The organism is Archangium violaceum Cb vi76, from assembly GCF_000733295.1.
GTDB classification, from domain to species: Bacteria; Myxococcota; Myxococcia; order Myxococcales; family Myxococcaceae; genus Archangium; species Archangium violaceum.
In genome coordinates this window covers 21,362-33,322 of record NZ_JPMI01000273.1, presented here as the reverse complement: position 1 = coordinate 33,322, position 11,961 = coordinate 21,362, and the positions used below count along the sequence as shown (strand labels likewise).

Sequence of the window (11,961 nt, the reverse complement as noted above, 5' to 3'; positions counted from 1 at the left end):
AGAGCGGGTCATCAATGAGGAAGAGACATGCCCGCGGCAGCGGGAACCTGCGCCGGAGGCGAGGTAGGCCCAGGCCGCGCTGGAAAGGGGATGACCTGTCCACCTCCCTGCGCAGGAGGCTGCTGGACGCCCGGACCTGAGCTCAACCGGCCGAAGATCGCTCCCGAGAAGAAAGCTGTCGCGGCATTGCCCACGACGTCGATGACGATGCCGACCGCTCCGCTGAAAGTGGTGAGCTGTTCTCGCCGGTTGAGCATGTCATCCACTGCTTGCCCTACCCACGCGCCATATTGCCGCATCTCCTGTTCGGTCAGCTCCACCCACTGCCCGGCCTCATAGGCTGCCGCCTGGGACTCGAAGCGTTGCTGACTGCGAGTCCACCGATACTGGACCACGCCTGGCTCGGTGGTCTGCCACTCCAACCGCCAGATGTATTGTCCCCGGGCGAAACGAATCAGGATCTCTCCGCTGAACTCCTTGCCACCCGTGAAGGGTCTGCCGACCCGTACCGCACGATTCAATGCGGTCAGGTAGAGTTGTGCCTCCTGGCGGCCCTCCTGAAGCCCCTGCGCATTCCAGGGTTTGATCTCGAAGAGGCTTCGGCTGGATACATCGGCGATGTCAGGGCGTAGACTGTGCTCGCCAGGGAGCAACCGAGACGTATCCCCGATCCTCGATTGTTCGAGGATGCTCTTGAGCGACTCGACGTTGTAATGAACCTGATTGCCTGGATGCTTCACGCTGTACATATAGACAATGAGCCGGTGCGCGGCGTTGCCGAGGAAGAACTCCCAGGGCATCAGTGAATCCGGATTCCGGCCGGGGACGTTGTAGCCCCGAACAGCAGGACCCGAGGACGGCTCGACCGGCGCCGGGCCATCGCTCATCGCCAGCAGGCACCGGGGTACCTCCGCATTCCATGCAGGTGGCCCACTCTGGCTGGAAGTCGTGGCGCAGCCGATGAGCATCCACGAAACCAGCAGTGCCACCCCACACCGCACGGGATGAGAGCTGGACAGACTCCAGATGACGGTATTCACGGACGTCTCCCGCTCCGCTCACACGGACAAGCACGGAGTCAGCAGGCAGTAGAGGACGGGGAGTGTGGGAAGGCCATGTCTTCCCAGGTGGGGTCATACCCTCTCCGACCTGGGGGCAGTCCTCTTCCAGCGGGACAACATCTCCGGCCCCCTGCGCGCCCGCCGGAGCGTTCACTGTCGGCCCGATGCACGGAGAAGGCGTAGCCGCGTGCTGCCAGCCGCGCACCGGAGCCTTAGTGCTGAGGGCGCCATGAATACTCGCCCTTCCCCGCTGAACATCCTCGGCGCCACCGCGCTGCTGTTCACGGCGGCCTGTTCCGGCCGCACCGCGGACCCCGAGCCCGAGCCCCCTCCCCAGGTCCCCGACTACGGCCCCCCGCCGCCCCCGCCCCCGCGCCGCTTGCCGAGCGCACCTCCTGCACCGGACTCACCGTGAGCCCAGGTACCTACGACTGGAGCATCACCCACGAGGGACGCACCCGCCTCTTCCGCATCCACATCCCCCAGAATTACGACGCGACCCGGCCCACACCCGCGGTGCTCTCCTTCCATGGCTATGGCTCCAACGAGCAGGAGCAGGAAGACCTGAGCCAGATGTCCGTGCAGGCCGAGCTCCGGGGCTTCATCGCGGTGTACCCCCGCGGGCTCAACCAGAACGACATCGCCGGTACCAACGACCCCCAGTCCGAGGACACGCGCAGTTGGAACGCGGGCGTCTGCTGCGGCCCGGCGCAGATGGCCACCCCGCGCGTGGACGACGTGGCCTTCGTGGACGCGATGCTCGCGTACCTCGACACGCGCGTCTGTCTGGACACCCAACGCATCTACGCCACCGGCCTGTCCAATGGCGGCTTCTTCTCCTACCGGCTCGCCTGCGAGCGCGCGGGGCAGATCGCCGCCATCGCCCCCGTGGCCGGCATGGCGGGCTTCGAGCCCTGCGAACCCGTGCGCCCCGTCTCCGTGATGCACTTCCACGGCACGGACGACCAGGCCATCCGCTACGAGGGCGGCACCATCCCCTTCCTCGGCGGACCCTACATCTCCGCGCAGGCCTCGGTGGCGCGCTGGGCCGCCTACAACGCCTGTCTCACCAGCGCCATCACCACGTACGACCAGGGCGACAGCACCTGCAGCACCCTCACCAACTGTGGCCAGGGCACCGCCGTCACGCTCTGCACCGTGCAGGGCGGTGGCCACACCTGGCCCGGGGGCCTCATTCCGCCCGAGGCCGGCCTCGGCTACACCACGCAGGACCTCGACGCCACCGAGCAGATGTGGCTCTTCTTCCAGGCCCACCCGCGCCCCTGACGGAAGGCCCGCGCTCCGGGCGATGGTGCCTGCGGCGGAAGGCATGGCCGCTCCCGGTGCCTTGCCCGGTCGAGGGGGAACCTCCAGCGTTGGACATGAACCGTCACACGCGGGAGGGCTGCATCATGTCCACCAAGGCCGAGTGGTACCGGAGTCCCTGGCTCCCCTGGCTCCCCTCCCTGCTGGTGCTCTGGGCCCTGGCGCCCGGCCTGGCGGGAGCCGCCGAGTTCCGCAGCGGCGACGTGGTGCGGGTGGGTCCCCAGGAGGTCATCGACGAGGACCTCTATGCCTTCGGCAGCGTCGTGGACATCCAGGGCACCGTCCGGGGCGACGTCATCGCCATGGGACGGCAGGTAGACATCTCCGGCACCGTCGAGGGGGACGTGATGTCCGCCGCCTCGAACACCCAGATCTCCAGTCCGGTGCGCGGCAGCCTCCGGGCCGCGAGCGGCGATCTCTCCGTGAGTGGGCCCGTGGGCGAGGACGCCATGCTCGCCGCCAACAACCTGCGGCTCACCCCCGAGTCCCGGGTGGGCAAGGATCTCTACCTCGCCTCGGGCGATGCGCGGCTCTACGCCCCCGTCCAGGGCGAGCTGCGGGCCGCGGCGAGGACACTCACGCTGGCGGCCCCGGTGGGCCAGGACGCGCACGCCGAGGTGGGCACGCTGCGGCTCACCGACGAGGCCCGCGTCGGCGGGAACCTGAGCTACCGCAGTGACCAGGACGCACAGCTCGCCTCGGGCGCCGTCGTGTCGGGCACGGTGGAGCATCTCGCCCCCCGGCACGACCAGGGAAGGAGCCCCGCCATGGGCCTCTACTTCTGGGTGCGCTCGCTCGTGGGGCTGTTCGCGCTGGGGCTGCTCTTCTCCCTGCTCGCACCCCGGTTCGCGCGCCGGGTGACGGCCATGCTGCGCCAGCGGCCCCTGCCGAGCCTGGGCTGGGGGGCCGCGCTCCTCGTGAGCGTCCCCTTCCTCGCCGCCCTCGTCTTCCTCGTGGGCATGCTGCTCGGCGGCTGGTGGATCGGCCTCTTCATCCTGGCCCTCTACGCCTTCGCCATCGCCCTGTCCTTCCCGGTGGTGGGCCTGTTCCTCGGCCGGTGGCTGCTCGAGCGCTTCCACAAGACGGGGGCCCACCTGGCCGTGGCGCTGCTGCTGGGGCTGGTGCTGCTGACGCTGGTGGGGCTCGTGCCCATCCTGGGCGGGCTCGTCGCCCTGGCCACCATCCTCTTCGGCCTGGGGGCGATGATGCTCAGCCTGCTGAGGGGCCGCGAGCCCACCGGGGCCACGGTGTGAGCGAGCCGGAGCGAGCCCTCATCATCAACGCCGATGACCTGGGGTACGACCCGGCCGTCACCCGGGGCATCCTCCGCGCCATGCACGAGGGCATCGTCTCCTCGGCCACGTTGATGGTGAACACGCCCTACTCCGAGGCCGCCGCCCACGAGGCCCGGGGCCTGCCCATCGGCCTGCACTTCAACCTCGCCCGGGGCCTCCCGGTGTGGGCGGCCTTCCCCGGCGAGCTCCTCCAGGGAGGCGTCTTCTCGGAGCCGCTCGCCCCGCGCCTGACGCCGGACGTGGTGGAGGCGGAGGCGCTCGCCCAGTTGGAGCGGCTGGACGTGCTGCTCGGCCAGCCGGCCACGCACGTGGACGTGCACGAGCAGCTGCACCAGCACCCCGGTGTCTTCGCGGGCCTGGTGCGTGCCGCGCGAGCGCTCCGGCTGCCAGTGCGCTCCACGAGCCCGCCCATGCGCCATGCGCTGCGGGCCCACGGCGTGCGCACCAATGACCATTTCCTCGGGGAGGTGGGGGCGGAGGCGTACTGGACGCTGGAGCGCCTGGAATGGCACCTCGCCACGCTGCCCGGGGAGGGCGTCACCGAGCTGATGTGCCACCCGGGATACAGGCCCGAGGCCGTGAGGAGCGGCTACGCCCGGCAACGAGAGGTGGAGCTGGCCACCTTCCTCCACCCGAGGGCGCACATGGCGCTCACGCGGCTGGGCGTGAGGCCCACCGACTTCCGCGTCCTCACGCGGCCCGGCCTCGCCCCCAGCCCCTGGCTGCACTCACCCCGGTGACAGGCCCCGCTCCGCCGGGACACCGTGTGCCCTGGCCGGACGCGCGGAGAGCAGGTGCGCGGAGGAGTCCTCCCCCTCGGCCCCGTAGCGCAGCAGCCCGAGCAACTGCTCGGTGGACAGCGCCGCCGCCCCATCCGCCTCGGACAGCAGGCTGTTGGCCAGATCCCGCTTCTCCTCGTGCAGCGCGAGGATGGCCTCCTCGATGGTGCCCTCGGAGATGAGGCGCGTCACCGTGACGGGCTTCGTCTGGCCGATGCGGTGCGCCCGGTCCGTGGCCTGATCCTCCACCGCCGGGTTCCACCACGGGTCCAGGTGCAGCACATGGTCCGCCGCGGTGAGGTTGAGGCCCGTGCCCCCCGCCTTGAGCGAGATGAGGAAGACGTCCCCCTCGCCCCGCTGGAAGGCCGCCACCCGCGTCTCCCGCTCGGCCGCGGGCGTCTGGCCGTCCAGGTACTGCATGGGTACACCCCGCGCCTCCAGCGCCTCGCGCACCAGCGCCAGGTGCTTGACGAACTGGCTGAAGACGAGCGCCCGCCCTCCCCCGGCGCGCACCGCCTCCACCACCTCCACCAGCCGCTCCAGCTTCGAGGACGGCAGCGGCGAGTCCCCATCCACCAGCCGCGGGTGACAGGCCGCCAGCCGCAGCCGGGTGAGCGCCGCCAGCACCTCGAAACGCTTCTTCGGGCCCTTCGCGTCCGCCAGCCGCGCCAGCGCCGCCAGCCGCGTGTCCTCGTACAGCCGCCGCTCACCCTCGGAGAGGGTGATGGGCACCACCGTCTCCACGCGGGCGGGCAGCTCGCGCGCCACCTCCGCCTTGGTGCGCCGCAACAGGAAGGGCCGCACCACCCGCGCCAGCGCCGCGCGTGCCTCCGGATTCTTCGTCCGCTCGATGGGCCCGGCGAAGCGCGTCCGGAAGGACTCGCGGCTGCCCAGCAGCCCCGGGAAGACGAGCCGGTACAGACTCCACAGCTCCGACAGCCGGTTCTCCACCGGCGTGCCCGAGAGGGCGATGCGCGCCTCGGCCTTCAGCGCCCTTACCGCCTTCGCCCGCGCCGTGTCCGGGTTCTTCACCGCCTGCGCCTCGTCCAGCACCAGCGTGGCGAAGGACACCTCGGAGAAGCGCTCGGCATCGCGCATCAGCAGCGTGTAGCTCACCACCACCACGTCACCCGCGCCCAGGCCGGAGAGCAGCTCCTCGCGCTCCGCCTCGCGGTAGCCGTGCATCTTCAGCGAGGGAGCGAAGCGCGCCGCCTCGCGCATCCAGTTGAAGCACACCGAGGTGGGCGCCACCACCAGCGCCGGGCCGGCCTCCGCGCGGTGCAACAGCAGCGCGAGCGTCTGCAGCGTCTTGCCCAGCCCCATGTCGTCCGCGAGGCACCCGCCCCCACCCCAGGCCGCCAGCCGCGCCATCCACACGAAGCCCTCGCGCTGGTAGTCGCGCAGCCGGGCCTTCAGGGCGTGGGGCACCGGCACCTTCATCTTCTGGGCCTCGCGGATGCGCCCGGCCAGGTGGCGCCAGTCCGGGGGAGCCTCCACCGTCGCGCCCGCTTCCGCCAGCCCGTCCAGCGTGGGCGCCGCCGCCGCGCTCACCTCCCACTTGCCGTGTGAGGGGTGCGCCAGGTCCGCCAGGGGCGCGAGTTGCTGGCGCAGTCTCTCGGTGAGCCGCATCCAGCGGCCCGGCGCCAGCGGCACGTAATGGTGCCCGCGCCGCATCGCATCCAGCAGCAGGGCCAGCTCCACGCGCTCCCCTTCCAGCTCCACGCCCCCCCGCACGCCGAACCAGTCGTGCTCCCGGAGCACCTCCACCCGCAGCCCCTGTGCATCCGGCGAGCGCACCACGCTCCACGGCCGCTCCTCCCACTCCACGCGCAGGGAGGGGCCCGTCAGGGGCTCCAGCCGCTCCAGCAAGCCGAGCGCCGCCTCCGGGCCCTCCAGGGTGAAGTAGCCACGCGTCTCCACCGGCAGGCCCAGCCGCTCCAGCAACGCGGACGCCTCGGCGCGCTCGGCCTCCAGGTTCCTCCGTGCCCTCACCCGCTCCGTGCCCCGCAGGCCCCGGACGACGTCCGCGCCCTCGCCCGGCACCAGCGGCGGAGCCTCGGGCAGGGGCCGGACGAGCAACGAGCCCTCCAACGTCTCCCCTCCCGTGGGCCGCAGGCGCAGCAACAGCCCGGGCACGGCGGGGACCTCGCGCGCCTCCAGCGCCGGGGGCAGGGACACGGGCACGGCCGACTCCACCCCGCCGAGCCGGTGCAGCAACTCCGCGCGCGACGAGGCGGGCAGATGTCCCCCGTACTCCACCAGCGGCGTCAGCACCGCCAGGGCCTCGGGCGAGGCGGACACCATCGTCACCCGCGGAAACTCCCGCTCCACGTACAGCCAGGGCAGCGGCGCCCGCCCCGCCATCAACCCCTGGAGGATGCGCATGGGCACCGGCTCTCCACCGAAGGTGGGGCGTACCCGGAGCCCCTCCCGCGCGTCCTCGCCCTCCTCGATGGAGAAACCCAGCGACGCGGAGCGCACCCTCAGCGGTGTCTCCGGATTCGCCTCGAACACCAGCCGGGGGTGGTGCTCGAGCAGCTTCAGCGCCTGGACGAGCAACCGCCGGCGATCCGCGGGCTCGTGCAGCATCCGCGCCGAGAGGCGGCACAGCTCGAAGGCCTCCACCTCCTCGGGGGAAGCGAGCGCGGCCCGGGCCTCGGCCTCGTCACGCAGGGCCACCTGCGCTCCCTTGGACAGCCCGCCCCGCTTCAACGGCCGGTGGAGGTAGGGCCGCAGCCGGGGCTCGCCCTCGGCGAAACCCTCCAGGCGGAAGCTGACCTGGGCGGGGGTGGAAGCGGACTCCTGGCGGGTACGGAGCCCGAGCCCCACCTTGTCCATGGCGGCCAGCAACCGCTGGCCGGGCACCACGAAGAGCCGCTCGGCGAGCCGTGTGTTCTCCTTCGCCCGCCGCGAGTCCCCGAGCGCGGCGAGCACCACGTCGATCGCGGTGAGGGCGTGAACGCAGCGCGCCGGCCCGCTGCGAGCACACGTCGAGCACGTGAGGGCGCCCTCGTCCCCTTCGAGCAGCAAGGGCAGATCCACCCGCGCGCACTGGTGCTCGGAGTACTCGGGATGAGCATGCGTCCCGGAGCGCCCATACCCGGACTCGTGCACGTGCGCGACCGGGCGATTCTCCGGGAAGTGGAGCACACGCTCGTTGTCGGGCAGGAGGCGGGGAGCGGCGTGCTCCCGGACCCGGGCCCGCTCCCGCTGGAGCAGCGGCACGAGGGGCTCGAGCCGCGCATCCGTGGGAGGCGGAAACCCGCGGCGGGTGCGCTCCAGTTCCAGCCCCAGGCTCACCCGGTGGGCCTCGACGCGGGCCCGGAGCCACGCGGCGCGTTTGAAGAGCTCCCGCTCCTTCTCGGACCAGTCGTCGGGGAGCGGCCGTGAGCCGTCCAGGATGGAAGCGACCGGGTCATTCCCCAGGAGGTAGAACCTGTGGGAGAGGGCGAAGCCGCGGGGCAGGAGCGAGTCCAGTTCCAGGATGGGAACGACGCGCAGATGGGAGACGTGGTGCGCCTCCATCCAGGCCGTCACCTCCTCGGGACTGGAGGGCGGGGACTCCTCCTGCCCGGCGGAAGCCTCCTCGCCCTTCTCGGGACGAATGGCATCGAGCACGGCCACCCCGAGCGCCACCACGTGCTGACAGATGACGGCGGACCGGAAGCGGGAGCACGGGCAGTTGCCCAGCAGCCCCTGCTGGGTCGCGGAGACCGTCACCGGGAGAGGACCCCGGCCCCGGCCGCGAACCTCTCCGTGCAGCACGTCCGTCACGGCGAACCAGGTGAGCACCCCCCCGTGTCCGGCCAGGGTCGCGCCCTGGGAGTAGATGTCATCCCCCGCGAGCAACTGGAGCTGTTCCCGGGTGAGCCAGTGCCGCAGCCACTTGCCGGGCAGGGATGTGGACTTTTGTGGTAATGCCTTCGGCATGACCTCCAAGATAACGTCGGAAAACGCTCTTGTCCGCGTCCACGTTCACGGACTGGCGGCCGCCGGGCGACCGGCCAGGTAGGACCCGGAGCGCGAGCAACATCGGACGTGGACGAACAGCCTCGAGCACCCGATGGCACCCTGGACGCACCGACTCATGACCTTCTAGCGTCTGGCCCGCGCCACCTCATTTCCCGCATCCAAAGGACCCGTATGATCCGCCGCCTTGCGCTCCTGGGGCTATTGGGCCTCACCGCCTGTACCCTCTTCGACGACGATGAGCCCTCGACCCCCCCTTCCTCCGGCACGGTGCAAGGCGCCCTGACTCCGTTCCAGGGACAATCCGCCGGGGCGGCCATCACCCGGGCTCCGCTTCTGGAGGAGGCGGGTGCGCGAAACCTCTCGCGGGCCGTGGCCAGCGCCCTGGCCGCCAAGGGGGTGCTGCGCACCGGTTACCCCACGACCCCGCTCCCGGCGCGCGAGTCCGTCATCACGGGAGAGGTCATCGTCCGCTTCGACGAGGCGAACCTGCCCGTGGAGACGGTCCTCGCCCGGGTGCGGGCGGCGGGCTACCGCGCCGTGCACAAGGGCCACATCAGCGAGCACCTGCACGTCATCCGCTACGAGCCCACGGGCGTGCAGGCGCAGTCCGGCACCCAGGGGACGGCGTCCGTGCGCGCCCTGACGAGCGAGGAGCACACCTCGCTCGTCCAGAGGCTCTCGGCGGTGCCCGGGGTGCGCTACGCGGAGAGCAACCTGCGCGTGAAGGCCTTCTCCGTCCCGAATGATCCGCTCTACTCCCGCCAGTGGCACTACCCCAACATGAACCTGCCGGCCGCCTGGGACATCACCACCGGTCTGGACTCCATGGTGGTGGCGGTGGTGGACACCGGCATCGTCCGGCACCCGGACCTGGACGCCCGCGTCATCCCGGGCATGGACCTCATCTCGGACCCCGCCAACGCGGGGGATGGCAACGGCGTCGACAACGACCCGACGGACATGGGCAAGGACTCGCCCAACGGCGGCTCCTCGTTCCACGGCACGCACGTGGCCGGCACCATTGGCGCGCTGTCCAACAATGGGCTGGGCGTGGCCGGCGTCACCTGGAAGGGCAAGCTGCAGCCGGTGCGCGTGCTGGGCGCCTCGGGCGGCTCGCTGTCGGACATCGCCGCGGGGATGAACTGGGCCGCGGGTGGCTCGGTGCCCGGCGTGCCCGCCAACCCCACGCCCGCGCGTGTCATCAACCTGAGCCTGGGCGGCACCGGTACCGCGCCCCAGTCGGTCCAGGAGCTCGTCAACCAGGGCGTGGAGAGGGGCTCCATCTTCGTCATCGCCGCGGGCAACGAGAACCAGAACGCCACCAACACCTTCCCGTGCAACATGCAGAACGTCATCTGCGTGGGCTCGGTGCGCTTCAACGGCAAGCGCAGCAGCTTCTCCAACTACGGCGCTCCGGTGGACGTCATGGCCACGGGGGGCCAGACCAGTGAGGACCGCAACGGCGACAGCTACCCGGACGGGGTCCTCTCCACCCTGCCCGACGCCCGGAACCAGCCCGGCTATGACTGGTACAACGGCACGAGCATGGCGGCCCCCCACGTGGCGGGCATCGTGGCGCTGATGTTGGCGGTCAACCCCGCGCTCACCTCCGCCCAGGTGGAGGCCATCCTCAAGGAGACGGCCGACACCTCCAGCCAGTGCACCGAGGGCTGTGGCGCGGGCCTCGTCAACGCCCAGGCCGCCGTGCTGCGGGCCCAGGGCACCACCGGCCCGGAGGCGGCGCCCAGGCTCGGCGTGAGCACCACCCAGCTCTCCTTCGCGGGAAGCGGCTCCCAGCAACTCACCGTGCGCAACGTGGGCGGCGGCACGCTCCAGGCGAGCGTGGGTGTCACCGGCGCTCAGGCCTCCGCGGTGTCCGTCTCCAGCCGCACGCTGTCGATCGACGCCTACAAGTCCGTCCCGCTCACGGTGAACGTCAACCCGGGCTCGCTGCCCGACGGCAACTACGTGGCCCAGCTCTCCCTCCGGGCCACCACCGGCACGGGCTCCGCCGACGTGCTGGTGAAGTTCCGGGTGGGCGCCACGCAGGACAAGGACGCCGTCATCGCCTTCGCCTACAAGGATCTGTTCGGGGAGTGGAAGGTGGACGATGCGGGGGTGGCGCTGGTGCCAGCGAGCGGCGGCTACAGCTACTCCCTCGAGCTTCCTCCACGGACGTACTACGCGCTGGCCACCATCGACGATGACGAGGACAACGAGTTCTTCGAGGAGGGCGAGCGCGTGGGCTTCTGGCGCGACGCCACCGAGCTGGAGTCCATCGAGGTGGAGACGGAGCAACTGGTGAAGGACGTCAGCTTCACCCTGGTGCCCTACCGGTCCACGGAAGAGGAGCCGGCCTCGGTGGTGGGACAGCCCTGCACCAGCGATTCGCAGTGCGGCACGGCGGGCCTGTGCGTGACAGCCGCCTCGGGCTACCCCGGCGGATACTGTACGAAGGACTGCCTCGAGTCCGCCTGTCCGGCGGGCTCCAGGTGCTACTCCAACACCGACAGCACCCGTGCCTACTGTTTCGCGACATGCTCGGGCATGGGAAGCCAGGGCACCTGCCGGACGGGCTACTTCTGCTACGACGACGGCACCGGCGGCGGGGCCTGCGACATCCCGTGACGCCGTGACGCGGAAGGGGTGCCCGGCTTCATCCAGGGCCGGGCCCCCCGCGCGGGGACAGCGGGGACGGCGGACCAAACCATCGGAACAAAGTCCATTCAGGGGTGAGTGAGTCCGCCTTCCGGGCGCGCTCGTCACGAACTTGTCCAGTTGTTGGACAAGTCTGGCGAGACCGGGCCCGGAGGGGTCCCTCCTGCTTTCGAGCTGAGGACAGACCCCTGAACGGACTTACTTCGGCTGGCTTAGCCGTTCACCTTCTTCCACGAGGGACGGGTGCTGAGGCGCTGCCACCACGACTTCACGTGCGGACGCTCGGTGATGAGGGTGCCGTGGGGCGTGGCCGAGAGGTACTGCAGGTAGGGCATCCAGGAGATGTCCGCGAGGGAGAACCGGTCGCCCGCGAGGTAGGCCTGCGACATGAGCGCGCGGTCGACGACGTCGAGCGCCTTCGCCGTCCCGTCACGGCCCTTGTTCACCTTGTCCATGTCGGGCTTCCCACCGCCCATCATCGGCTTGAAGAACGTCTCCATGATGATGGCCATGCTGCTCGGGGAGAAATAGGACTGCTCGACGCTGAGCCACTGCTCCATGCGGCCCAGCGAGGGCAGATCGCTCGGGGTGAGCTTCTCGCCCGGCAGCTTCGCGTCGAGGTAGCGGATGATGGCGCGCGACTCGTACATGGTGAAGCCGTCATCCTCGAAGAAGGGGATGACACCGAAGGGGTGCCTGGCCACGTACTGGGGCGCCTTGTGCTCGCCCTTCGTCAAATCCACCATCACGAACTGGGCCTCGTGGCCCTTCTCCGCGAGCGTGGTGAGGACCTTGCGGGTACAGGTGCTGAACGGATGACCGTAGACCTTCATGAAAGTGCCTCCTGGGGAGTGAAGCGGCGCGAAGCTA

At 70.6% G+C, this 11,961-nt stretch carries 8 protein-coding genes; 5 read left to right on the top strand and 3 right to left on the bottom strand.

The window, feature by feature from the left end:
• Window positions 1–11: 11 nt before the first annotated feature.
• Complete coding sequence (locus Q664_RS37210) at window positions 12–1,040, bottom strand: hypothetical protein (protein WP_152622564.1); 1,029 nt, start codon at window positions 1,038–1,040, stop codon at window positions 12–14.
• 250 nt (window positions 1,041–1,290) lie between these two features.
• Between Q664_RS37210 and Q664_RS58360 the strand changes: the two genes are divergently transcribed.
• The 4 genes from Q664_RS58360 (at window position 1,291) to Q664_RS37195 (ending at window position 4,422) form a co-directional block, all read left to right on the top strand.
• Window positions 1,291–1,476 (top strand): hypothetical protein, encoded by a 186-nt coding sequence (locus Q664_RS58360; protein ID WP_152622563.1) that lies wholly within the window; start codon window positions 1,291–1,293, stop codon window positions 1,474–1,476.
• Entirely contained in the window at window positions 1,473–2,348 is an 876-nt protein-coding gene (locus Q664_RS37205; RefSeq protein ID WP_152622562.1) for an extracellular catalytic domain type 1 short-chain-length polyhydroxyalkanoate depolymerase, read from the top strand. Before Q664_RS58360 ends, Q664_RS37205 begins: the two co-directional genes overlap by 4 nt.
• Before the next feature lie 125 nt (window positions 2,349–2,473).
• Window positions 2,474–3,640 (top strand): DUF8173 domain-containing protein, encoded by a 1,167-nt coding sequence (locus tag Q664_RS37200; RefSeq protein WP_152622561.1) that lies wholly within the window; start codon window positions 2,474–2,476, stop codon window positions 3,638–3,640.
• Window positions 3,637–4,422 carry a carbohydrate deacetylase gene (locus Q664_RS37195; protein ID WP_052519149.1) on the top strand — a complete coding sequence of 262 codons (786 nt, stop codon included), beginning with the start codon at window positions 3,637–3,639 and terminating at the stop codon, window positions 4,420–4,422. Before Q664_RS37200 ends, Q664_RS37195 begins: the two co-directional genes overlap by 4 nt.
• On the opposite strand, the gene Q664_RS37190 is transcribed toward Q664_RS37195, so the two are convergent.
• Entirely contained in the window at window positions 4,411–8,391 is a 3,981-nt protein-coding gene (locus Q664_RS37190; protein ID WP_063934829.1) for a DEAD/DEAH box helicase, read from the bottom strand. The two genes, Q664_RS37195 and Q664_RS37190, sit on opposite strands and share 12 nt — an antisense overlap.
• Window positions 8,392–8,604: 213 nt before the next feature.
• Here Q664_RS37190 and Q664_RS37185 point away from each other — a divergent pair, with 213 nt between their 5' ends.
• Window positions 8,605–11,061: a S8 family serine peptidase gene (locus tag Q664_RS37185; protein WP_235217028.1), complete on the top strand. Its 2,457-nt coding sequence runs from the start codon at window positions 8,605–8,607 to the stop codon at window positions 11,059–11,061.
• 242 nt (window positions 11,062–11,303) lie between these two features.
• Here the strand turns inward: Q664_RS37185 and Q664_RS37180 are convergent, their stop codons facing one another.
• Window positions 11,304–11,924 carry a glutathione S-transferase family protein gene (locus Q664_RS37180; RefSeq protein ID WP_043407088.1) on the bottom strand — a complete coding sequence of 207 codons (621 nt, stop codon included), beginning with the start codon at window positions 11,922–11,924 and terminating at the stop codon, window positions 11,304–11,306.
• Between the last annotated feature and the right edge of the window lie 37 nt (window positions 11,925–11,961).